Origin of the sequence: Brevibacillus dissolubilis (assembly GCF_006170445.1) — a bacterium.
GTDB lineage: Bacteria > Bacillota > Bacilli > Brevibacillales > Brevibacillaceae > Brevibacillus_B > Brevibacillus_B dissolubilis.
Genome location: NZ_VCNA01000006.1, coordinates 188,318 through 211,595 on the forward strand (window position 1 = coordinate 188,318; position 23,278 = coordinate 211,595).

A 23,278-nucleotide genomic window follows, 5' to 3' on the forward strand; every position below is an offset into this window, starting at 1 on the left:
CTGCAAAAATGGTTATACTGAACATGGATATAAAGGAGGATGAGAGATGGAAAAGAGATCAAAGGTCTGGCTCGGCGCAGCCGGAATCGTGGTACGGGGAGATGAGGTGCTTGTGGTCAAGAAAGCCTATGGCGGACTCAAAGGCAAATGGTCATTTCCTGCAGGGTTTGTTGATCCAGGTGAGACGGTAGACAATGCAGCGGTTCGCGAGGTTTTGGAGGAGACAGGCATCACGGCCAAAGTCCGTCAAGCCGTAGCCATCCGTTCCGGGGTGATCCGTGGAGAGATCAGTGACAACATGGTGGTGTTCGTCATGGATTATGTCAGCGGTGAACCGGTTCCACGGGAAGGCGAGATTGAGACGGCCGTGTTCATGCCGATCCGCGAGATGATGGAAGACCCGCTTGGAACTGAGTACATGCGGATCATTTTGCCGTTGGTTCCTGATCTGCCGAGCTACCTCACCGCCAAGGAGTATCAGATAAACCCGGTCTTTCAATATACGGAGTATAAGATCTTTACTTAATCCAGTTTAATTTTACGAAATAATCAGAAAAACTCAGATGTACACGCTTACATCTGAGTTTTTGCTTTTTTTTGCGTCATAATGGGGGTTTGGAAAGTGACATAGGTCTGATATGATGGATGCATCGAGAAAACGAACTAAATATTCTGAAAATAAAGTTAACTTGCTATCATTTTCCCACATCGTCTCGAGAAGAGAGAGGAGAGAAACCAAACATGAAACGTCTCCACACACAAGAATCTTGCCCATACTGCAAAGGCGCTGGCTATTTCCAACTGATCGTAGGCGGCACGGAGGACTGCCCGGCTTGCGAAGGTCAAGGCAGAACCGACCACGAATCCCCGTCCCAGGCATAGGCACCGACATTCGTTGTCACACCGTTGACACAAGTAATGAGCAAGGATTGGTCCATGTGATTGACCGCCGCGCCGCTTTTCGTTACACTAAAAGGCATATTGAAACATGCGGAGGTACATGATTACGATGGGCATGCATCCTGCCATTCTACTGATCTCAGTCGTATTGTTTGCCGTTTTAGGATTTGGTATTGGCTTTATCATTAATATGATACTCAAAACCACTTGGTTGCCGCTCTTGGTCACACTTGGTTTGGTTGCTTACATCCTCTTCGACCTGTTCGGCGCTGGAAAAATTCCCGGTGTTGCTGACGTCGTCATCCTGATATTCGGGTTGCTCGGTACAGTCGCAAGCGGAGTCACGATCCGTATGCTTCGTCAAAAAGGCTATCGGATGTTCTAATTTCATTTGTTACCGTATGAAAAGACCAAAGAGGGTAGACGCTTGATTCCAACGTCTACCCTCTTTTTCATTATGTCTATCTATGGTGTAAGTGTTGTTGTGTTGGGTTATTCGACTCCTGCTGCCTTGATTGCATTGTCCCAAGAAGGGAAGTAGTAGAGTGCATTACGCATCAGCTCTGGGTCGGAGCTTTTTACGGACTTCTTGCCCAAGCTGCCACCTTTTTGGTGAATCTGCTGAATGCGGGAGATCACTTGCTCATTGCTAAGGGATGCTTCCATATGTAACGCCCTCCTTTATAGATGGATACATCCATCAGTTTTACCCACAGCAGAATTTTCAAACCTCATTTTCGCTTTCTAGCAATATATGTATACTTCCACTTCCTCTTGGACATTACTAGAATCGAGAGGAGGCATAAACCAACATGAAATGGAAAACAACATTCAGTGTACTTGCTTTAGGTACCGTAATGCTATTTGGATTCAGTTCTGTGGGTTCCACCTATTACGTGATCGGACCGGACGGGTTTGAAACCCTATATGGCTTGAAAACGCAACGCGAAGGCTACCGCATGGTGAAAAAGAGATATGTATCCGCCAGCTCCTACACTCAAATGATCGATAAACCTGATGGCGTAAACCTTGCTTTGGAGCGTTATCCCAAGGTGCGCGTGACTGCAACCGGCTATTATGCCGGCTTAGAATCAACCGGTAAATCTCCCGGCCATCCGTCCTATGGCATCACCTATTCGGGCGTAAAGGTGCGCCGTGGCACTTACTCCACTATTGCTGCTGACTTGCGGATTTTCCCGCTTGGCACGATCCTCTATATACCCGGCTACGGCTATGGCGTCGTAGCTGATAAAGGCGGGGCGATCCGCGGACATGTGATCGATCTGTACTTTGAGACCAAGAAAGATATCTATAAACAATGGGGCAAACGAACCCTTGATGTGTATGTGGTCCATCGCGGGAGGGGTGCGATGACGGAACAGATGATGCAGCTGCTGAATCAGGAAGGTGTGGCGGCCGTAGCAAAAATGGGCAAGTAGCCTGTGAGGAAGCAAGCTAGCCTGTGGACAGACCAAATTGACAATCCCGCAAGGAGCAAAGACTGTCCGCTTCAAAAGGAGTACAAAGGGAATGGGGTCAAACATCTGGGTAGTTCAAGATGTGAGACTATGACCCCAAAAGCATCCCTCTGTACTCCTTTTTCCGCTGGGTGGAAGCAAGCTAGCCTGTGGACAGACCTACTTGCCAATCCCGCAAGGGAGCCAAGACTGTCCGCTCCAAAAGGAGTACAAAGGGAATGGGGTCAAACATCTGGGTAATTCAAGGATGTGAGACTATGACCCCAAAAGCGTCCCTCTGTACTCCTTTTTCCGCTGGGTGGGATTGTCAAAAAGGTCTGTCCACAGGCTACTTGCTTTGGGATGGGAAAGATGAGAGGGCGGATTCGGGGGAGGAAAAGAAAAAGAGTGAAAGATTTAGGGAATGCAAAGATAAAAGACGGAAAGATTGGGAGTTTGATAGAGTAGCAAAGAAGTTAGTAAGGAGTAGTAAGTGAGAGAAGGGATGTGGCAGAGGATGAAGGCGGACATAGTAGCGTAAACCAATCCAGTAGAGAATCACGTAGAATAAAGAAGAATGAGGTAAGCACCTCATAAAATCATTACGTCAAACGATTTTTCATCTCAGCAGATCATCGGCGAAAAAATCTTTAGCCACTGATCGTCCACCCAAGTCGGATGAGATGAGGCGGCTGGCAACGGGCGTGCCTCTTGAAATACCCTACCCAGCGAAGAAAAACGCAAGGAGAACACGCTTTTAGGAGCAAACCCCTTCGTCCGAATTGGCTTCTTCGAACCCTTTTTGCTCCCGGTTCTCCTTGCGTTTTTCGCAGCGGACAGTAATCCCTTCCTTGAAGGGTTTTTCACAAGGCGAGCCAGTTGCCAGCCGCCTCATCTCGCTCCACATTATCTGAGATCATTTATGTCCTAAAGTTTTATGTCTGGATGCAGTATCCCGATCAACTTTTCCAAACCTTCCAAAATGCGCGGCGACGGTCTGCAATACAGCCCCTCTTCCAACAGATGCACCTGCCCCTTTACGATCGCAGTCATCTCCTGCCACTCTTCACGGTCGGTAATCATGGAAGGCTTAATCCGTTTCAGCTCGATGCCGCACCATACCACACAGATATGGTCAGGGTCGCGCTCGCTTACCATCTCGCGGGTGGCTTTTACATTATCGGTCTCATAGTCGGCAAATACATTCACAGCTCCTGCAATCTCACTTACATCAGTCAGCCAGTTATCGCGGCCGGGGGTGTAGATCGGATTGGGCCACCATTCCCAGAAGAGCTTGGGACGGTTGGTGACTTGTGCGGTGGCTTGCCGAAACATTGCGATTTTTTCGCTGAAATCACGGGCCAGCTGCTCGGCGCGCTCTTCGTAGCCAGTGGCACGGCCAACCAGACGGATATCTTCGGGGATGTCATCGATCTTGGAGGGATTGAGTACGATATGCGGGATGCCGAGGCGGACAAGCTCGTCGATGTTTTTCTCCATGCCGGGTACGCTGAGGGAGGCGATGACGAGGTTGGGTGCGAGGGCCTGCACCTTTTCCATATCGATGGTCAGGTCTGGTCCGACACGGGGGAGGTGTTGCCATTCAGGCGGCCAGTCGGAGTGGTCGTCAAGACCGACCACGAGATCGCCAAGACCCATGTAGTAGAGAATTTCGGTGTTGCTTGGACAGATCGAGACAATGCGCATGTGGGTTGCCCCCTTCCGTTCTTTTTGTGGTACAATGCCGATAAAACTTATTTAATCAAGGAATACATACAGAGTGATACAACGATTCCCAGCCAGCCTCCCATGAATACTTCGATGGGCTGGTGTCCCAGGAGTTCCTTCAGTTTTTTCGCTTTTTCCTGTTTGGAGCGCACTTTGAAGGTTTTCATCCCTTCCAGCAAGTGGTTGAATTCTTCCACCAGCTTGTTGAGCACAGCAGCCTGCATGCCGGCATGGCGGCGGACTCCGGCAGCGTCAAACATGACAATGATACCGATGATGGCAGAGATGGCGAATTCGCTGCTGGCAATTCCTTCGCGGATGGCGACGGCAGTGGAGAGGGCGGTGACCGCCGAGGAGTGGGAACTTGGCATTCCGCCAGTGCTGAACATCAGTCCGAGGTTCCACTCTTTGGATGCGATATAGTGCAGCGGGATTTTGATTCCTTGTGCTACAACAATCGCGATTAAAGCCGCCCATAAAGGGAAATTCTCAAAAACACTAGTCATGCGGAAGAACCGTTCCTTTCTATGATTCGATTTTTGGGTCTATATATTTTATCAGAAGAAGCTGGATTCCATCCGTGAAGTTTTCATGTGATTTCCTGTACATATGCTATCATAAACGAAAAAGGAAAGGAAAACCGATGGAGAAACCCTACCCTGAGCAGTACTACCAGTTTTTTGAGAAGTTTAACCAAGGGGAGTACTATGAATGTCACGACCTGTTGGAAGAGATCTGGATGGAGCAGAAGCATAACAAGTTTTTGCAGGGATTGTTGCAATTGGCCGTCGGGATTTATCATTTGGAGTGCGGGAACATCAAAGGGGCTCGCTTTATGTTTACCAACTCACGTAAATACTTACATAAGTACGCTCCGAGGTTCTGGGACCTGAATGTGGACGATGTGCTCACTTACTTGGAAGAGTGTCTGGCCGTCTTGCCGGATGTGGATTCCATCACGTATGAAGAGGCGAAGCAGCTGCCGTTTCCTTACAGAAAATTATATGTAGAAGAAAATTGATGCCCTATCTCCATGGTAACTTAGTTGACAGAAAGAGGGAAGAGAATTGATTACAATTATTGAAAAGAAGCAAGAATTGACCGACGTGACTTGTGATGAGCTGGTGATTGGCCTATACCAGAATCAAGGCTTGGAAGGGGCACTGGCACAGGTCAATCAGCGTCTGGACGGTGCATTAACCGGATTGCTTGAGGAGCAAGAGATTTCCGGCGAGGCGAAGCGTCTCTCCGTGGTTCATACATTCGGCAAGCTTGCTGCGAAAAAGCTCGTTTTCATCGGTCTCGGTGAGTGTGACACTCTGACTTACAACAAAGCCCGTGAATATACAGCCAAGCTGGTCAAGACGCTGACCAGTAACGGCGAGAACAAAACCGTAGCAATCTACCTCGGAGAAGACCACAAGCTGGAGGCTTCCCGACTGGCACAGGCTGTGACAGAGGCATTCCTGCTCGCTTCCTACAAATATGAAGGCTACCGCCAAAAGCCCAACACCAAAAAAGCACTCGCCAGCGTACAGCTGCTCGTAGACAGCAAAGACCTGGCAGCGGCAACAGCAGGTCACACACTCGGTCAGGCGATGGCAGAAGGCACCAACCTCGCGCGCAATCTGGTCAATGAGCCTGCCAACTACCTGACGCCAACCGCGCTCAAAAACGAGATCGTCCAAGTGGCAGAACGCTACAGCATGAGCTACGAGGTATTTGACAAAGCGAAGCTGACCGAGCTTGGCATGGGTGGCGTGCTTGCCGTAGCACAGGGAAGTGCACAGGAGCCGTATGTGGTCGTAGTGAAGTACCAAGGCCGTGAGACGTGGGATGATGTGATTGGCCTGATCGGAAAAGGCGTCACCTTCGACACAGGCGGGATCTCTATCAAGCCGGTAGCGGGGATGGAAGAAATGAAATGCGATATGGGCGGCTCTGCTGCGGTCATCGGCACGCTGGAAATTCTGGGCCGTCTCAAGCCGGCAGTCAACGTCTTGATGGTGGTCGGCACCGTAGAAAACATGCCATCTGGCACAGCTTTCCGTCCGGGTGACGTAATCACGATGATGGGCGGCAAAACCGTGGAGATCATCACGACAGATGCGGAGGGCCGTCTGGTGCTTGCAGATTGCATCACTTATGCCAAGGAGCAGGGTGTATCATGCCTGATCGATTGTGCCACACTGACAGGAGGTATCGTGGTCGCTCTGGGTACGGTCAGCTCCGGCGCGATGACCAACAACAGAGAGATGGTCACAGAAGTCCTTGCAAGTGCAGAGCAGGTGGGCGAGCGTCTGTGGGAACTGCCGCTTTTTGAAGAGTATGCAGAGCTGAACAAAAGCCGCTTCGCCGATCTGAAAAACTCCGGTGGCCGCTATGGTCATGCGATTATTGCCGGGAAGTTCCTCGAAGTTTTTGTAGAGGATACACCATGGGTACACTTGGACAACGCAGGGACGGCTTATCTGAACTCCTCTTCTGACTTGTTTATCTCGGGAGCAACCGGGGCGATGACCCGCACGATCGCGCAATTCGTTTTGAACCGCAGCAACTAAAAAATTGATGAATAGAGGGTGATCTCATGGCTTTTCAAAATCCAAGCACAGACCGTATCCGCGATCTCTTAATCGACGCGAAAACCATCGCAGTCGTAGGTCTTTCCAACAAGCCAGACCGCGCCAGCTACATGGTCTCTGAAGCGATGCAAAACGCAGGCTACCGCATTATTCCGGTCAACAAACTGATCGCAGGCGAAACCGTGCTCGGTGAAAAGGTGCTGGAATCTCTGGATCAAATCAACGAGCCGGTGGATATCGTCAATGTGTTCCGCCGCAGTGAAGAAACGCTGCCGGTTGCAGAGGAAACTGCGAAAATGTCTCAGAAACCAAAAGTCTTCTGGCTGCAGCAAGGCATCTATAATGAAGACTCAGCAGCAACCGTGACTGCAGCAGGCATCGAGCCTGTGATGGATCGCTGCATCAAGGTAGACCACGCTCTTTTTGTGAAAGCATACAAGTAAAGCATATGTCGAATAATGGAAAAGACTGTCTTCGTCGAGCATGGCGATGGCAGTCTTTTTATTTATTAACAATATATATTTTAGTGTAATATGTTCATTTTTCTGTATTTCTTTATTATATCAATTGGGAATAACTTGAATGACAAAAAGTTTTTGTTTTGGCGATATGGTGAAAAAAGTGTAGAATAATGTCGATGTCCATTTTACAATATAAAGACAAAACATCTAAGAAACCATCATCAGGACTATGGAAATGGGAGAATGCTGATGAAAAAAACAGGTTCCATTGGAATTCGCGGAAAGCTGCTGCTGATGTTTGCGTTTTTGATTATCGTTCCTGTCGCTCTGTTAGGTTATCTGAGTTACTCGCAGACACAGATCATGGAAGCTACCGTTTTGGTCGGTACAAAAGACAGCTTGGCGAACAGTTCGCCTGAGATAGCGGAAAATTTCGCTGAGTTTGAAAATTTACTTAGTGTGATTGCAGCCGATAAAAAAACGCGAATCGATTTGATTCAGCCGGGTGTGGTGTGGGAGAAGTTCGATAAGCTTCCCGCGATCAACCGTTCTGAATTAACACAATATTACTCGGATCATTTTAGCAGCCTTGTCAGTCAGAATCCGTATGTGACAAGAGCTTTTTATGCTACGGACAACGGTTCCTACTATCCGGGACCGATTCCTGCAAATGAAGATCTGTCCAAGTTTGACCCGACCAATGAAGACTGGTATGGAGCCGCTTTTGATGAAAAAGGCAAAGTCGTCTGGGGCAAGTCGGTCTATGACGTGAAGACCCAGATGAACGAGATTACGCTGGCGCAGACAGTGGCAGACGACCAAGGGGAGATCATCGGCGTAGTCGGTCTCAATGTAGACCTGCGGGGGATGACACTGGCGGCCCGTCATGGCATCATGTATAACACGATTCTTGTGGCAGGGGTCTCCATCCTGATCGGACTGGGGCTTGCTTATTATTTCTCCACCAGCCTGACCCGCCGTATCCAGCATGTGCGCTCCGGTCTGCTGCAGGTAGCAGAGGGCAACTACGCTGTCGCCTTGCCCGTGGATGGCAAAGATGAGATCACCGACGTATCGCGCAGTTTTAATGAAATGACCCAAGAGGTGCGGGAGCTGCTCACGCAAATCCGCTCTTCTGTTCAACAGCTGCATGCAAGCTCAGATACCGTGTCGGCCCATACCCGCAACAGCCTGCTCCAGCTCGAAGAAAGCGGACGGGCGATCACCCAGATCGCCGCTGGGGCCTCTTCCCAAGCGGAGGAGATCGACCACGGCAACCGTCTGGTGTGCGATGTGACGGACAAGATCGATGAGATGAGCGACGAAGTGGGGCAGATGGAAGCAGACAGCGAAAAGACGTATGCGACCAGCCAAGAGGGCATCGAGCAGATCAGAGAGATGGAGACGGCTGTCACCGAGAGCCAGAAAGCCATCGCCGATATCGTCCGCGAGATGAACGACCTGCAGCACAAATCACTGCGCGTCGCCGATATCATCTCCCTGATCGACAATATCGCCAGCCAGACCAACCTGCTCGCGTTGAACGCCGCGATTGAAGCAGCACGAGCCGGGGAGCATGGCAGAGGCTTTTCTGTCGTCGCCGATGAGGTGCGCAAGCTGGCCGAGCAGTCGAGCCGCTCGACCCAAGAGATCGCGGCCTTGCTCGGAGACATCACCAGTACGATCAACCATTCTGCCGGTCGGATCAGCGAGATGGAGCATGTCATCGGTGAGCAGAGCACTTCGTTTGACGGGGTGAAGATGCAGTTCAACGAGATCGCCGGATCGATCAATGAGATTCAGTCCAAGGCGAAGCACCTCGCGTCCAGCATGAAAGAGATCGGACAAATGCAGAACAACATGCGCCAAAGCATCGCAAGCATCGCATCCGTCAGTGAGGAAGCGGCGGCCAGTGCAGAAGAAGTGGCGGCATCCAGTGACGAGCACCGTCAGGCTTTTGCGGCATTGGACGAGGCGGCGGTGGAGCTACGACATGCTGCCGAGGAACTGGAGCAGCAGGTCAACCGATTTCAGGTATGAGGTAAGATCCAAGACGCGTCGGGGATCATTCGGCGTCTTGGACTTTTTCGTTTTGGCAGTCATTTCTCCCCATAACTCTCTGACAAGCTTGCAGGGAATGGGGATTATATGATAAGAAAGGTGTAAGGATTTCATAAAAGGAGCGATGGCCACATGTTCTACGGCAAAACGGACGAAACCAAAGACCGCGTCCCACCGAATCAGAAGGTGACGACAGGTTTCCCGGTGCTTCACTATGGTGATGTGCCTGAGTATAAAGAGGACTTGAGCGACTGGTCCTTCCGCATTTTTGGCTTGGTGGACAACGACGTGACACTGACCTGGGAGCAGATCCAAGCCCTGCCGACCAACACCGCACAAAACGATATCCACTGCGTAACCGGCTGGAGCAAGCTGGACAACGAGTGGGAAGGCATCCCAGCCGAAGAGATCGCGAAGCTGGCTGGCGTGAAGCCGGAAGCGAAGTATGTCGTGCTACACGCAGAAGAAGGCTGGACGGCGAATATGCCGCTGACGGACTTCCTCACGCCGGGTAACCTGTTTGCGTTCAAGCACAATGGTGAGGTGCTGACACCTGATCACGGCTATCCAATGCGTTTTGTGATTCCGCACCTGTACTTCTGGAAAAGCGCGAAGTGGGTGAGAGGGATCGAGTTCGTGGAGAAGGACAAGGCTGGGTTCTGGGAGAAGAACGGGTATCATATGTACGGGGATCCGTGGAAGGAACAGAGATTTAGCTGGGATTGATAGGGAAATAAAAAAGAGTCCGTTGCGATCAGATCTTGATCGCAACGGACTCAATTCTTATTGGCAAGCGATAACCGCGACCACATCTGAGTTAACGGAGATGCTCTCGAACAACTCGCGGATGATTTGCTTCTGTTCTGGTTCATTGAGAATGGCTCAGACTGAAATAAACTGATCGAGTTGGTGCGTGTAGTTTTGCTTGTCCCATTTTTCTGATTCCTTTTTGGTAATCCCAGAAGCTGCTTCTTCAGGTGCTCTTCTTTCTTTCGGTCTTCTTCGGTTCTAGCTCGCAGATCCTCCGGGGAGATTGCGTCATCTGCATAAGCCAGTTGCCACTTCGCCTTACGTTTTATTACTTGTTCCAGTTCCAATGCTTTCCGTTGTTGCTCAATTTCATCGTGCTTATTCATGTCATTGAACTGTTGCTCGATGGATGATTCATAAAAGCCAGCCGGTGCATTGATGAAGGTCTCGATCATAACATCTTCCGCAATCATAGGCATGTCACATACTTCATAGTGAAAGCGACCAATGCACTTGTAACTTGTTCTTCGACCGTCGTTCACTTTCTTAGACGTTCCGATCATTGCGTGATCACATCGACCGCAGCGTAAAATCTACTTAGACTATAGAAAACCAGTTTATGCGGAAAAAACTCGGGGGTACGTTGTGATGTATTTCTTATCTTACTAAAACGAAACCCGTATGAATAATAATTGATATGGAAAGGGAATCCAAAAGTGATTATACTCAATATACAGAGGAGGGTACGAATTACTGATTCTAATGAAAGTGGTGGGCTTATGCAAATTGATAAAAATGATCAACCGATACTCATATACCTTTTTGTCTCTGAGGAAGCTTATCAAGAAAAAAATGAGGAGAAGGAGGATGGGGATGATAAGGAAAGGCTGGTTATTATCGATCCAATAATAGGATTAATATTTAGGGAGTTACCTCATTCCGATTTTAGTTTTATGATTAACGCAGCATTAACCAATTGTAATGAAAATCGACTATATGAACCAATAGCAGCCATAGTTTCACCGCAAGGCGAAACAATAGAAACACGAAAGTTTCAATCTTTCATGACCCATACTGGCTCTTATCAATTTGGTGGAGAATGTACCGTTGATATTGCTCACCCAGGACTATATAAAGTGGTTTTACTATTAGATAATAAAGAAATAGGGAGAACCTGCTTTGAGGTTAGGAGTTGATTAAGGGTGAGTGAATATGGTAAACAAGGTACGAAGTCAACTTCAAATGTAGTACCATTAAGAAACGATTATGGGATTGTTGGTAGTAATCCATTGCTTGATCAACCTTCAAAAAGCACGAATAATGATCTAATGTCTCGTGATGAAGCAATAGGATTTTTAGGTCAAAGATTGGATCAAATTTATTATCTTCTCTCGGATAGATCCATTGCGTATACTTCCAACGGTATGGGGAATGGGGGTGGCGGAGGTATGGATGAATTAGGAAGAAGGGTAGCCGTATTAGAAAAGAAAGTTGACGATATTGACGTAAAACTTCAAACTGTCTCTCAAGACATAAGATCTGTTAGGGAACAATTGCGAGAGTTACCTCACACCCTAAATCTGGAATTATCTAAAACAATCGCAGAAAATATTAAAGGGTTGCCAAGTGAGGATAAAATCAAGGTTATCGTTACAGAGACACTAGAGAAATATCCTAGTGAAGATAAGGTGAAAAACATCGTTAATGATTCCGTAGTGAAGCTACCAGATGAAAATAAAATGAAACTAATTGTAGCTGAGCAAAAGGAGGAAATTTTTAAAGAGATAAAGGCATCTCGAAAGCAATTGCTAACCTGGTTACTTGGTGTACCATCAGCATTGTGGATGCTATCCTTAATTTATAATACTTATATTGCTCCAAATTTACAGCAAACTCCAAACAAACCGGCGGTAGTATCAAATCAAACTAATTCTAACAACGGGGTTAATGTTGTACCAAATCAGAATAATCACAAATAACGTTTAGTTAGGAAAAAAGGATTTCCTAGTTTATGAAATTTGTTTGACTCCTATACCTCATTCAAGAATACATAGTTCAAATCAGCATATCAATTTAGTGTTTGTTTTTTATGAGTTCTGGGGAGCGTGCTTTATACATGGAGGTCAAACTAAACATTATTTATCGTAACAGGAACCTAGTAGGTAGGTACTCTTCGTTGAAACGATGTAGATAAGATTCTAAACCTTTCAAATATGATTGGGCAATCTCCCCGCAGAATTCAAGCCTAAAATAAGGAAGTGGGGCGATGAGATAGTAACATGAAAATGAATGGAACAAGGAGCCAGCCGGGCAGATAACCGGGTGGCTTTTTGTATTAATAAGGAGATGAATATTCATGACGAAAGAACAACCTGCTACAAATTTCGGTATTACGATCACTGGTGATATCGGTCAAGCAATCCACGATCTGTAACTCTTTACCGCTACTGTTCAATGGGCGACAGAAGCACTCAACGAATTCAATGCAGCCTCCGACGATGCGCTTGATCAAGCAGGGCAACTTGCCGATAAATGCGGTTATGGACTGTCAACACTAAACTAGACAACTTTTTTAAGGTGTCTAGTTTAGTGTTGACAGTCCAGGAATCCCTGGAAGGAACAGAGATTCAGCTGGGATTAATAAAAAGGTAAGAGTGGACCATTGCAATCCGCTTAACCTCGAATTCGTGATGAACACCTCATGCAATGCTCCGACAGCTTGAATAAATAAACAAAAGATGACTCCTGATTGATCGAGAGTCATCTTTTTTATGGAAGTCCTACATCTCATCCCCATCAACAACAGGATACGCCTAGCATCGTTACACTTGACCCCATCTGTTATCGAGTAGACATACAGATAGAATTTTTGCGTAAATCTATATCTTACTTATTTTTCCTGATACTATTATCCATATAAAAACGTCCAGGAGGGGAACTCATGTCATCACCGAAACATCTCGAATTACCACCAGCATTACAACCCTATCGAGAAACGCTGGAAAAAACCGTACGCCCATCCATCCACATCACCGCACGCCGAGGAAACCCATCTTTATTCCAAAGCAAGTTCGGCGGATATCCCTACCTTCCACGCAACGCCGAGCATCCGAAAGACGAACACGGAGAACCGATGATGCTACTCGCTCAGCTCAACTTCGAGGAACTCCCCCGACTCGACTATCTGCCTGCAAAAGGCATCCTCCAGTTTTTTATCGCCTATGGCGATGATGTCTACGGCCTTGATTTCGATGATCAGACCAACCAGAAGAATTTCCGCACGGTGTATTATCCAGAGGTTGTTCAGGATGAAGCTTTGCTAGTCACCGATTTTGCATACCTGGACGAAGCAGATGACGAGATGGCTCCGTTTACAGGAGAATACGCGCTGTCCTTTGAGCTGACATCCGAGGCGATCAGCATGCCGGACTACCGTTTTGATCAGGTGACTGCTGGGCTTATCGACTTGGATCAGAAAGTGGAAGTGGACGGGAAAACAACAGACATGTGGAGTGTCTGCTCCGATTATTTGTCTGGCTTCGGACATAAAATCGGGGGATATCCGACATTCACCCAAACAGATCCGCGTCACGACGATAATGAATACGCGGGTTACGAGATCCTGCTTCTTCAGATCGACACGGACTATAGCGAAAAAGATGGTACGGACATCATGTGGGGAGATGCGGGAGTCGCTAATTTCTTCATAAAAGAAGAGGATCTGCGGCAACTGAATTTTTCAAAAGTGCTGTACAATTGGGACTGCTCGTAAGGCTGATCTGGAGCGATAAAGATAGCAATAACGATTGGCGATAGAGTACGACGATATCATAACGATGTCAGCACGAAAAGACCGTAAGCACACGAGGCCTACGGTTTTTTCGTGCCTTGGCAAGCATATAGAAAGCCCATTACATCTCCATCATCGCAAGAATTCCCTTGGTATCGATTACAGTAGCGAATTCACCATGCAGGCTGACGAGCGCCAGCTGATGGATTTCTTCTGCCGAATACAGCTTACCGTCGAAGCTTACTCGGTCAAAAGTAGCTGTAGCATCGGATACGAGATACGGAGTAAAACCCAGATTTTTTGCCATTCTCGTCGTAGTGGATACGCAATGGTCTGTGGTCAGCCCCGCGATGACGAGGGTTTGAATTCCTGCTTCTCTCAAGTATTGCTCCAGATTCGTACCAATAAAAGCACTGTTCACGCTCTTCACTATGACAGGTTCATCTGGCAGCGGGGCGACGATGTCTTTAAAATCCCGTCCAGGATGATGAGGCAGGGCAGGATTGCTGATGTGTTGGATGTGGATGACGGGACGGTTGGTTTTTCTCCACACTTGTAGAAGATCGGCCATCTTTTCTTCTGCGTCCGGGTTATTTCTGGTGCCGTTAGCCCGATCGTCAAAATGTTTTTGCACATCGATTAACAGTAAAGCGGTGTTGGCTGTGATAGTCATACGAACTCCCCCAGAGGCTTATGGATATGTGTGGTACCTTTCACCACGATCATATGATAGAATGATTCATTAGTAAAATTGAAACAACTGAACATCAACTTTAGTATTCCTGATGATAGAACATCGCAAGGGGGAGTGTCGCCATCGAGATTCGTCAATTTCAAACGTTTAAATCCGTGGTCGAACAGAACAGCTTTACCAAGGCGGCACAGGTGCTTCAATACTCACAGGCGACGATCACTTCCCATATCCAGCAGCTGGAGGACGAGATTGGGATGCCGCTGTTTGACCGATTGGGGAAGAAAATTCAACTGACATCGGTGGGGCATGAGCTGTATGGCTATGTGTTGGAGCTGCTGTCTTCGTATGAAAAAATCAGGCACATATCATCGGACGAGCATACGGTGAGAGGTGAGCTGCGCATCGGTGCATCTGAGACGATGACGGTGTTCAAGCTGGCACCTGTACTGGCTGCGTATAAAAACCGATATCCTGAAGTGACGGTTTCCCTGCTCAACGACAATTGCATTCCTTTGCGCGAGCGGCTTCACACGGGAGAGCTGGATATTGCTATCACATTGGAGCCGGTGGTAGATGACCCGCAGCTGAGCACAGAAGTCTGCTCGGAGGAACGGCTTGTCTTCGTCGGGGGGAATCAGCTTGCGATCCGTTCGATAGAAGAAGCGGACGGCGAGTGTATTATTTTCAGTGAGAAGAATTGTTCCCTGCGGCGGTTTTTTGAGCAGGTGTTGGTGGAGAAGGGGATACGAACCCAGAATCATCTGGAGTTTACCAGTATGGAAGCGATGAAGCAGTGTGTCGCAAGCGGTTTGGGGATCAGCCTGATGCCGTACATCAGCGTCGAAGCACTGTTGCAAGACGGAAGGATGAAAATCATCGAGTCTGCGGACGACGAGCATCTTATGTTTTTCGCCCAAATCTCTTATCATAAGAACAAATGGTTATCTAAAGCACATCAGAAGTTTATCGAAATGCTTCTGGGTCATCTGCATGTATAAGGTAGTGATTCAGAAAGGAAAGGAGCCACACCCATGCCCGCATACACCACCCAACCCACAGGCATTTTCCCATCGGTTTGCCCACTCGACTGCCCGGACCAGTGCGGCCTGCTCGTCCATAAACAAGACGGAACAATCACGAAAATAGAAGGGGACCTCGCCCACCCGATCACCCAAGGCGCGATCTGCAACAAGGTACGCAATATGCCTGAGCGCATCTACGACCCCAACCGTCTCCAATACCCACTGAAGCGCATCGGGAAAAAAGGGGAGAACCAGTTCGAGCGGATCAGCTGGGAAGAAGCGATCGAGACCATCACCTCCAACTGGAAAAAGCTCATCTCCACACAAGGCCCGGAATCGATCCTGCCTTATCACTTCTACGGTAACATGGGCAGAGTGGGCACAGAGGGGATGAACCTGCGCTTTTTTAACCGCATGGGCGCAAGCCGTCTGGAGCTTACGATCTGTCAGGCAGCCGGTACGGAAGGCTACGGCTACACGATGGGCGGAAGCTTCGGGATCGACCCAGAGGATACCATCCATTCGAAGCTGTTCATCATGTGGGGCATCAATGCCGTGAGTACCAATATGCATCAGGTGGTGCTGGCGGAGAAGGCGCGTAAAAACGGAGCCAAGATCGTAGTCATCGACGTCCACAAAAACCAGACAGGACGCTGGGCCGACTGGTTTATCCCGATTCTGCCAGGTACGGATACAGCGCTGGCGCTTGGGATGATGCATATTTTGTTTGCGGAAAAGATGGTAGATGAAGCGTTCCTGCGTGAGTACACCGTCGGATTTGAAGAGCTGCGGGAGCACGTCCGGCAGTATGATCCACACACGGTTTCGGCGATTACCGGTGTGCCTGTCGACGATATCTACCGTCTGACCCGCATGTACGGACAGACCTCGCCTTCCTTTATCCGCATCGGCAATGGCCCACAGCATCATGACAACGGCGGGATGTGTATTCGGACGATTTCGTGTCTTCCGGCATTGACAGGGCAGTGGCAGGTCAAAGGCGGCGGGGCGATCAAGGGGAACGGCGAGTACCTGTACCATAACGGGTCAGCGTTGGCACGGCCTGATTTATTGCAGAACAAAGAGACCCGCGAGATTAACATGAACCTGTTGGGCGAGGCTCTGCTTGAGCTAAACCCGCCTGTGCATTCGCTCTATGTATACAATTCTAATCCTGCTGTAGTCGCGCCGCATGCCAATAAGGTGAGGAGCGGGCTGGAACGCGAGGATCTGTTTACGGTGGTGCATGATCTGTTTCTCACGGAGACGGCGATGTATGCAGATATCGTGCTGCCGGCGACGTCTTCGCTGGAGAATACGGATTTTTACCGTTCGTACTGGCATCATTATGTGCAGATCCAAGAGCCGGTGATTGAGCCGTATGGGGAGAGTAAATCCAATGTGGAGGTATTCCGTCTGCTGGCCCAGGCGATGGGATATGAGGAGCAGGCGTTCCGCGATACGGAGGCAGAGATGATCCGGCAGGCATTGGATCACCCGAATAATCCTGTGTTGGAAGGGATCACATATGAGGGACTGGTGGAGAAGCAGTTCATGAAGGGGAATGTGAAGCCGCTCTTATCCGAGAAGCTTCGGACGCCGAGCGGGAAGATCGAGCTGTATTCGGCCTTGATGGAGAGCAGGGGATATCCACCGTTGCCGACCTACATCCCTTTGGTGGAGGATGGTGACCTGCCGTTTCTGTTCATTCCGGCGCCGAATCATAACTTTCTCAACTCGACCTTTTCCCATAATGAGAAGCATGTGCGGATGGAAAAGGTACCGAGACTGCATATGAACGTGGCAGACGCTTCGGCTCTGGGTATTGCTGACGGGGATATGGTCAGAGTCTGGAACGAGCGTGGAGAATGCGAGCTTGTCGCCGCTGTAGGGGAGAATGTACTGCCCGGAGTAGTGGTGAGTCAAGGGCTCTGGGCGGATGTACCGGGTGGGAAACGCCTGGTGAATGCACTGACACCGGACCGGATCGCCGATATGGGCGGTGGAGCGACGTTTTTCTCGGGGAGAGTGAACGTGGGGACGATTCCCAACACTGCCGAAAAAGCAAACAAATAGAAGCTAGAGAGAGACATGACATGACAGTGCGATGTCTCTCTTTCTTATTTTTATCCGTTTCTATTATTTGGATTGTATGTTATGATTTTCTGGTACGTATGTTCGTGTTTTTATCTATTATTGAGAGGGCTGAGGATGGTATGGAACCTAGAATCGTAAATAGACCCGAGATGACGGTCGCAGGGATCAGCACGAGAACGACGAATGCGCAGGAAGCCACTGGAGACGGTCTGATACCGAAGTTGTGGGGGGCGTATTATCAGCGGAAGTCTTCATCAGAGGGGACACACGGACAGGAACCGTCGGTAACGTATGGTGTCTATACAGACTATGAAAATAAAGCAGACGGATGGTATACCATGCTGATTGGAGAAGAGGCTGGGCGGGGACAGGAAGCCGATCAGGACAGCACCATAATTACGATTCCTTCAGCTACTTATGCTGTTTTTACATCCAAGCAAGGCCCTGTCGCATCGGTTGTTCCTGAGACCTGGCAGCAGGTGTGGGAGTGGGACGAGCAGCATGGGAAGCGTGCATTTACAGGCGATTTTGAACGCTATGATGAGCGGAGCGCTGATCCGATGAATGCCATCGTAGAAATCTATGTGGCAATAAAAGAATAGAGCATTCAGCTGTATTCTTACTTCGGATACAGCACATCCTTATTCACCCGCAGTGCCTCCAGCGCCTCACCGAACGTCTTCGTCCCAAAGCTGGCACTCATCATATCCAGCATCGGCGACAGCCCGACGAACGTGATATTGCCTTCCTTTTGCGCTTCGATGAGCTGCGGGTTTTTCTGCTTATGGGTGATCGCGGTGAGGAAGCTCTCTTGAAAATCCTCTTTCAGCACCTTCAACAGAGACACCATGTAGTTATACAGATGCTCTGCATACCCGAGCACCTTGTCTCTGCTTGGAATATGTCCTTTATGGATGACATCATTGCGGAATTTTACCCACTGCTGGGCAACTGGATTGGGGGCAAATCCGAACTGGCTGGCAAATAAAAAGTAAAAGGCCCCAAGCTGTCGTTCGCTCTGAGCGGCAACGAGCTTCCATGTATTCTGAATCTCCTCCATCGGGACACCCCTGTGGAGGAGCAGCACCTTGATGCTGAACTCATAAAACCGCTCCAGCGAAGAGGCAAAGCTGCTGACAGCCTCGCGCTGATAGCCGTCCAAAAGAGCCATGGCACCATGCTCAAACAAGATCTGAAACAGCTCTTCCTGCAGGCAGACGAGCGACTCATGGCCCTTTTCACATACGCTCGTGTAGATGCCGTCATCTTGAAAATCCAGGTCGATAAAGCTGGCGGTACCCTGCTCGACGAGACATTTATGGCATATCGTTGGGAATTTCATCGGATCAACCTTTCTGGGCGTAGAATGGTTCTAGACTGACTGCAACGAATTGCTCTTTCATAACTTTCGGCAATGAGGGTTCCGTCTCCTTGCTGACCGATGAACAATCGGGCCATCCCTGGTTTTTTTTATATGATAGAATGATTTCATAGGGATCATATAGGGGGAGGAACGGACTTGGACCGAAACAGATTTTCAGCCATTGCACACAGCAATCATGCTTTTCATAATCCGATCAACGAGAACAAAATGCATAAAATGATCAAAATGCTCCAGCTTACTCCTGACCAGAACGTACTGGATGTGGGAGCAGGGACGTGCGAGCTGCTGATCCGTCTCATTGAACATCAGGTGAGAGGAACGGCTATTGAGCTTTGCGACGGTTCGATTGAGGTAGCGAAGGAACGGGCCAATGGCAGGGTAGCCCAGGACCGTATTACTTTTATCAATGAGGATGCAGGGGTGGCGGTAGAATGTTTTGAGCCGGGGCAGTTCGATGTGGGGATTTGTATCGGATCGACACATGCCTTGGGTGGTTTGGAACAGACACTGCGAGCCTTGAAGCGTATCGTGAAAAAAGACGGCTTCATCCTGATTGGCGAGGGGTATTGGAAGCAGCGCCCACATGCCGATTATCTGGAAGCACTCGGTGGTGCGGAAGAGTCCGAGCTACAGAGTCACTATGAGAACGTGATGACAGGAGAGAATATGGGATTGATTACGCTCTGGTCCTATGTGGCGAGTGAAGAAGATTGGGACGAGTATGAATGGCTCTACTCGATGTCCGTCGAGAATTACTGTCACGAGCATCCGGATGATCCAGACCATGACGCAATGCTGACACGGATCAGATCATGGCGTCAGACGTATCTGAAGTGGGGAAGAGATACACTGGGATTTGGCCTGTATCTGTTCCGTAACTAATACGGAATAAGGAAAAAGAAGCTGATCTGCGTAAAGGTCAGCTTCCATTTTTTTACATGGTAATAAATAAATATTCATTGCAGTGAATTTTTGAGTTTAATAACGCCGTTAACGCGGGTATTTCTTGAGTAATGCAAGATAACGGAGGAGAACCCCTATGAAATTCAGAAGTGTACGAGCCAGAACAATGGGAACGATTCTTCCTATACTCGTGTTGACGCTGGTTGTGATGGTAGTATTTGCTTACTTTTACATGAGTTCCACGGTGAATCAGGAAATTGATCAGAAGATGGACAAGCAGCTCGCCTTTGCCATTCGTGATGTAGAAGCGTCGGTCATCGCGCATACCAAGACGGTACAATCGCTTACCAATGCCGTAGAGCCTACCGCTGTTTCAATCCCGATTCCGTCCTATCAGTCTCTGTTGACCGGGACAGTGGGTGTGAATGAAGATACATTTGGGATGGGGTTATTTTTTGCTCCGAATCGATATAACAAAGATACGAAATATCAATCTATGTATGTCTATAAAGACAACGGCAAAGTGATGGTGACTCAGGAATACAACGATCCTGCCTATGATTATCCGAGTCAAGATTGGTATAAAATTGCCGCTTCGGCTAAATCTGATGTGGTCTATACAGCCCCTTATTTTGATGAGCTTACCAAGGTGACGATGGTAACGGCGGGCTTCCCGCTTTATGACGCGAACAAACAATTTCTTGGAGTCATGACCGGGGATATGGATTTGGCGAGCATCCAGAATAATGTCTCCGCGATCAAAGTAGGACAGACCGGATGGGCGTTCCTCCTCGATGAAGAAGGACGTTATCTGGCCTCTCCACAAGCCGATCTGATCATGAAGAAAAAAGTAACAGAGGAATCCAACAGTGAGCTGGCTGAGTTAGGCAAGAGCATGCTGGCGGCGGAAAAAGGAAACAGCCAGTATGCAGACGAGAATGGAACCTACTCGGTGTACTATCAGAAAGTGCCGGGAGTCAACTGGTCGCTGGCACTGGTGATGCCGCAAGCGGAATTAAAGGCTCCAGTACAGTCACTGCTCAGCAAAATGGCGCTGATCAGCATCTTCGCGGTGCTTATCGTCATTGCCGTGATCTATCTGTTCAGCCGCTATCTGACCCGTCAGATCGCAGTAGTCAACGAGCTGTCTACTCTACTTGCTGCCGGTGATTTTACGAAGCAGCTGGAAGTGAAGAGTGAAGATGAATTTGGTCAGATGATTGGTAACTTTAACCGTACAACCCAAAACCTCCGCGAGCTGCTCTATCAGGTAGCGACCAACGCCGAACAGGTTGCAGCTACCTCCGAACAGTTGATGGCAAGTGCGGAACAGACGAGCCAATCGACCGAGCAGATCGCCGAATCCATCGGAGAGGTCGCAGAAGGCTCCGAATCACAGGCACAGAGCATGAAGAGAAGTGCCGGAACGGTTACGGAGGTGCGTACAGGCATGCACCTGATCGAGACCAGCACACGCCAAGCCGAAGAGTCCTCTCTGGCAGGCAGACAAAAGGCTTCCGAAGGGCATAAGGTGGTCACAGATACCATCGGGCAGATGAATGTCATCCACGAGCGGATCTCCATGACCGCTGAGATGGTGAATACCCTCGGGCAAAAATCAGCAGAGGTGGGTAATATCATCACCATGATCACCACGATTGCCAGCCAGACCAACCTGCTTGCACTCAACGCAGCGATTGAGGCGGCCAGAGCGGGTGAGCAGGGACGCGGATTTGCGGTCGTAGCCGATGAGGTACGCAAGCTGGCAGAACAGTCCAGTGACGCTGCCGGACAGGTCAGAGCAATCATCAGCGAAATCCAGGCTGAGACCACCAAAGCGATCACCGCCATGCAAGATGGTACTTTGGCTGTCACCGACGGAATGACCATGGTGAACCAGACCGGGGACGCCTTCGGTGAGATCGTCAAAGCGATGGACACCCTCTCAACTCTCTCTCAAAATGTGGCTGCCCAAGTGAAGGGGGTCAATGCCCAGATGGAGGCGATGGCGGAATCTTTCACAGAAGTAGAGCACATCATCGGAGCAACAACCGACAGTACCCAGATGGTAGCAGCAGCCGCCGAGGAGCAGACCTCTTCGATGCAGGAGATCGCATCCGCTGCAACTGTGCTGTCCAAGATGGCAGACGAGCTGCAATCTTCTGTATCTGTCTTCAAGCTGTCGTAGCGTGACGGGGCATCTGTACTATTGTGCAAAAGGTAAACGACTATAGGTACGCATAGCTAAGAGCGGGTGCATGTTGCGGTGGGAGCTCGGCACGATACTGGTGCTGTGGCAAAAGCTCAACCCGTAATTGATGCTGTGGCGGCAATTCCGTACGCATCTCATGCGGCCTGACCTCCATACCGCGAGGCTCTTGATTGGCCTCACAAGAAGTGATACTGCATCCGGTCAACCAAACAGAAACGAGTACAATTGTATAAAAAATAGTTTTATTCATGGTCATTACCTCCGTGGATTTGGATAAGGGATCGTTTGAGTTTCGCTAAGTGATCAGCTCGATGGCTCTACGATACCCTCTATCCCCACTGACAGGTAATGACGCAAGGATGATACTTTGATAACAACTCCATGAAAAACACAAAAAAGGAAGCGCAGCCCGCTTCCTTTTTCATTTGCCTTTCTAGGCCGTATATCACTTGGAACCAGCGTGCAGACAGGCTTACACCGTCACATTCTGCTCCATCTTTAACATATAGCCATATCTCGGGACGGAGACGACCTGCCCGCCGTATAGACCGAGCCGCTTGCGCAAGCGATAGACCAGGACATTGATCTCCTCGCGTCCGACATCCGGAAGCTCATCGCTTGGGCATGCTGTCCGCTCCGGCCAGATTTTCAGCTTGATTTCCTCATAGCTGACTGCCTGATTGGAGCGTTGATAGAGATACATCAGGAGATCCATCTCTTTTCCCGAAATATAGAGGGGAGAGCCATTGATCAGGATTTCCCGCTGTTCATAGCGGATGACCAGACCAGAACCGATGCCAGCCCCGGACTTCTTCTCAGGAACCAGCTCACTCAGATTAGGCGGCAGCTTGAATTCCAGCGTATTCCCGAAATCTTCCAACACATTGGTAAACACCAGCACGGCCTCCCCATTGGCCAGACTGATCTGGTCTCCGTTGCGCAGGATATGTGGAGTGCCCTCCAGGACTTTTCCGTTGACTGCTGTTCCATGCATGCTTTTCAGATCAGAGATGACGATGCTGTCATTGATTTTCTGGATGACCGCATGTTTGCGCGAAATATATAAGCTTGTGAATGAAATGTCTGGTGTATGCTGCTGCCAGCGGCGACCGATCAAAATTTCTTTATCTTCAATATAAATGGGTTGCTCTGCCTGCTCGGATTCCCCTTTTTCGATTACCAAATACACACCTCGGTCCAACATGGTATCACTCCGTCAAGTAAAAATAGATACTAT

Annotated in this window: 25 protein-coding genes; 17 read left to right on the plus strand and 8 right to left on the minus strand. The window is 49.0% G+C overall.

The features are described 5' to 3' along the window. Positions 1 to 46: 46 nt before the first annotated feature. From FGI41_RS13550 to FGI41_RS13555, 3 genes are all read left to right on the plus strand, one after another. A complete protein-coding gene (locus tag FGI41_RS13550) occupies positions 47 to 526 on the plus strand; it encodes an NUDIX domain-containing protein (protein ID WP_139490790.1) in 480 nt (159 codons plus the stop codon). 215 nt (positions 527 to 741) lie between these two features. Beyond that, positions 742 to 882: a YuiA family protein gene (locus tag FGI41_RS24985; protein WP_176560268.1), complete on the plus strand. Its 141-nt coding sequence runs from the start codon at positions 742 to 744 to the stop codon at positions 880 to 882. 127 nt (positions 883 to 1,009) lie between these two features. Further along, positions 1,010 to 1,285 (plus strand): YuiB family protein, encoded by a 276-nt coding sequence (locus FGI41_RS13555; RefSeq protein ID WP_368656706.1) that lies wholly within the window; start codon positions 1,010 to 1,012, stop codon positions 1,283 to 1,285. A 107-nt stretch (positions 1,286 to 1,392) separates the two neighbouring features. On the opposite strand, the gene FGI41_RS24990 is transcribed toward FGI41_RS13555, so the two are convergent. Then, complete coding sequence (locus tag FGI41_RS24990) at positions 1,393 to 1,566, minus strand: DUF1152 domain-containing protein (protein ID WP_176560269.1); 174 nt, start codon at positions 1,564 to 1,566, stop codon at positions 1,393 to 1,395. A gap of 146 nt (positions 1,567 to 1,712) precedes the next feature. On the opposite strand from FGI41_RS24990, the gene FGI41_RS13560 reads away from it, so the two are divergent. After that, positions 1,713 to 2,339, plus strand: coding sequence for a 3D domain-containing protein (locus tag FGI41_RS13560; RefSeq protein ID WP_139490793.1), 627 nt, complete (start codon positions 1,713 to 1,715; stop codon positions 2,337 to 2,339). A gap of 945 nt (positions 2,340 to 3,284) precedes the next feature. Here FGI41_RS13560 and FGI41_RS13565 read toward each other — a convergent pair. Together FGI41_RS13565 and FGI41_RS13570 are read right to left on the minus strand one after the other, a co-directional pair. Next, complete coding sequence (locus tag FGI41_RS13565; RefSeq protein ID WP_139490794.1) at positions 3,285 to 4,064, minus strand: cobalamin-binding protein; 780 nt, start codon at positions 4,062 to 4,064, stop codon at positions 3,285 to 3,287. Positions 4,065 to 4,111: 47 nt separating this feature from the next. Continuing rightward, entirely contained in the window at positions 4,112 to 4,591 is a 480-nt protein-coding gene (locus FGI41_RS13570) for a divergent PAP2 family protein (RefSeq protein ID WP_139490796.1), read from the minus strand. Between the two features lie 137 nt (positions 4,592 to 4,728). Between FGI41_RS13570 and FGI41_RS13575 the strand changes: the two genes are divergently transcribed. The 5 genes from FGI41_RS13575 to FGI41_RS13595 all read left to right on the plus strand — a co-directional run bounded on the left by FGI41_RS13575 (position 4,729) and on the right by FGI41_RS13595 (position 9,915). Continuing rightward, positions 4,729 to 5,106 carry a DUF309 domain-containing protein gene (locus tag FGI41_RS13575; RefSeq protein WP_139490798.1) on the plus strand — a complete coding sequence of 126 codons (378 nt, stop codon included), beginning with the start codon at positions 4,729 to 4,731 and terminating at the stop codon, positions 5,104 to 5,106. A 46-nt stretch (positions 5,107 to 5,152) separates the two neighbouring features. Continuing rightward, entirely contained in the window at positions 5,153 to 6,646 is a 1,494-nt protein-coding gene (locus tag FGI41_RS13580) for a leucyl aminopeptidase (RefSeq protein WP_139490800.1), read from the plus strand. 26 nt (positions 6,647 to 6,672) lie between these two features. Then, complete coding sequence (locus tag FGI41_RS13585) at positions 6,673 to 7,110, plus strand: CoA-binding protein (protein WP_139490802.1); 438 nt, start codon at positions 6,673 to 6,675, stop codon at positions 7,108 to 7,110. A gap of 267 nt (positions 7,111 to 7,377) precedes the next feature. After that, positions 7,378 to 9,168 carry a methyl-accepting chemotaxis protein gene (locus tag FGI41_RS13590; protein WP_176560270.1) on the plus strand — a complete coding sequence of 597 codons (1,791 nt, stop codon included), beginning with the start codon at positions 7,378 to 7,380 and terminating at the stop codon, positions 9,166 to 9,168. 153 nt (positions 9,169 to 9,321) lie between these two features. After that, positions 9,322 to 9,915, plus strand: a complete 594-nt coding sequence (locus FGI41_RS13595) for a sulfite oxidase-like oxidoreductase (protein ID WP_139490806.1) — start codon at positions 9,322 to 9,324, stop codon at positions 9,913 to 9,915. Positions 9,916 to 9,965: 50 nt separating this feature from the next. Here FGI41_RS13595 and FGI41_RS13600 read toward each other — a convergent pair whose 3' ends face one another. Continuing rightward, on the minus strand, positions 9,966 to 10,532 hold the full coding sequence (locus tag FGI41_RS13600; protein WP_255298468.1) for a recombinase zinc ribbon domain-containing protein: 567 nt from the start codon (positions 10,530 to 10,532) through the stop codon (positions 9,966 to 9,968). A 186-nt stretch (positions 10,533 to 10,718) separates the two neighbouring features. Between FGI41_RS13600 and FGI41_RS13605 the strand changes: the two genes are divergently transcribed. From FGI41_RS13605 to FGI41_RS13615, 3 genes are all read left to right on the plus strand, one after another. Further along, on the plus strand, positions 10,719 to 11,135 hold the full coding sequence (locus FGI41_RS13605; protein WP_139490810.1) for a hypothetical protein: 417 nt from the start codon (positions 10,719 to 10,721) through the stop codon (positions 11,133 to 11,135). A gap of 6 nt (positions 11,136 to 11,141) precedes the next feature. Next, complete coding sequence (locus FGI41_RS13610; protein ID WP_139490812.1) at positions 11,142 to 11,918, plus strand: hypothetical protein; 777 nt, start codon at positions 11,142 to 11,144, stop codon at positions 11,916 to 11,918. Between the two features lie 962 nt (positions 11,919 to 12,880). Next, positions 12,881 to 13,711, plus strand: coding sequence for a YwqG family protein (locus tag FGI41_RS13615; protein WP_139490814.1), 831 nt, complete (start codon positions 12,881 to 12,883; stop codon positions 13,709 to 13,711). A gap of 139 nt (positions 13,712 to 13,850) precedes the next feature. Here FGI41_RS13615 and FGI41_RS13620 read toward each other — a convergent pair whose 3' ends face one another. Continuing rightward, positions 13,851 to 14,402 (minus strand): cysteine hydrolase family protein, encoded by a 552-nt coding sequence (locus tag FGI41_RS13620; protein WP_139490816.1) that lies wholly within the window; start codon positions 14,400 to 14,402, stop codon positions 13,851 to 13,853. Between the two features lie 149 nt (positions 14,403 to 14,551). Here FGI41_RS13620 and FGI41_RS13625 point away from each other — a divergent pair, with 149 nt between their 5' ends. The 3 genes from FGI41_RS13625 to FGI41_RS13635 all read left to right on the plus strand — a co-directional run bounded on the left by FGI41_RS13625 (position 14,552) and on the right by FGI41_RS13635 (position 18,144). After that, a complete protein-coding gene (locus FGI41_RS13625) occupies positions 14,552 to 15,421 on the plus strand; it encodes a LysR family transcriptional regulator (protein ID WP_255298469.1) in 870 nt (289 codons plus the stop codon). Between the two features lie 33 nt (positions 15,422 to 15,454). Continuing rightward, complete coding sequence (locus FGI41_RS13630) at positions 15,455 to 17,521, plus strand: molybdopterin-containing oxidoreductase family protein (protein WP_139490820.1); 2,067 nt, start codon at positions 15,455 to 15,457, stop codon at positions 17,519 to 17,521. 140 nt (positions 17,522 to 17,661) lie between these two features. After that, the gene (locus FGI41_RS13635; RefSeq protein WP_139490822.1) at positions 17,662 to 18,144 is read left to right on the plus strand and encodes a GyrI-like domain-containing protein; all 483 of its coding nucleotides are present in this window, start codon (positions 17,662 to 17,664) and stop codon (positions 18,142 to 18,144) included. Between the two features lie 17 nt (positions 18,145 to 18,161). On the opposite strand, the gene FGI41_RS13640 is transcribed toward FGI41_RS13635, so the two are convergent. Beyond that, positions 18,162 to 18,884 carry a hypothetical protein gene (locus FGI41_RS13640; RefSeq protein WP_139490824.1) on the minus strand — a complete coding sequence of 241 codons (723 nt, stop codon included), beginning with the start codon at positions 18,882 to 18,884 and terminating at the stop codon, positions 18,162 to 18,164. A 177-nt stretch (positions 18,885 to 19,061) separates the two neighbouring features. Here FGI41_RS13640 and FGI41_RS13645 point away from each other — a divergent pair, with 177 nt between their 5' ends. Beyond that, the gene (locus FGI41_RS13645) at positions 19,062 to 19,808 is read left to right on the plus strand and encodes a class I SAM-dependent methyltransferase (protein WP_139490826.1); all 747 of its coding nucleotides are present in this window, start codon (positions 19,062 to 19,064) and stop codon (positions 19,806 to 19,808) included. Between the two features lie 157 nt (positions 19,809 to 19,965). Next, positions 19,966 to 22,017: a methyl-accepting chemotaxis protein gene (locus FGI41_RS13650; RefSeq protein WP_139490828.1), complete on the plus strand. Its 2,052-nt coding sequence runs from the start codon at positions 19,966 to 19,968 to the stop codon at positions 22,015 to 22,017. 40 nt (positions 22,018 to 22,057) lie between these two features. On the opposite strand, the gene FGI41_RS13655 is transcribed toward FGI41_RS13650, so the two are convergent. Together FGI41_RS13655 and FGI41_RS13660 are read right to left on the minus strand one after the other, a co-directional pair. Beyond that, a complete protein-coding gene (locus tag FGI41_RS13655; protein WP_139490830.1) occupies positions 22,058 to 22,291 on the minus strand; it encodes a hypothetical protein in 234 nt (77 codons plus the stop codon). A 222-nt stretch (positions 22,292 to 22,513) separates the two neighbouring features. Then, positions 22,514 to 23,245, minus strand: a complete 732-nt coding sequence (locus FGI41_RS13660) for an FHA domain-containing protein (protein WP_139490832.1) — start codon at positions 23,243 to 23,245, stop codon at positions 22,514 to 22,516. Positions 23,246 to 23,278: the final 33 nt, after the last annotated feature.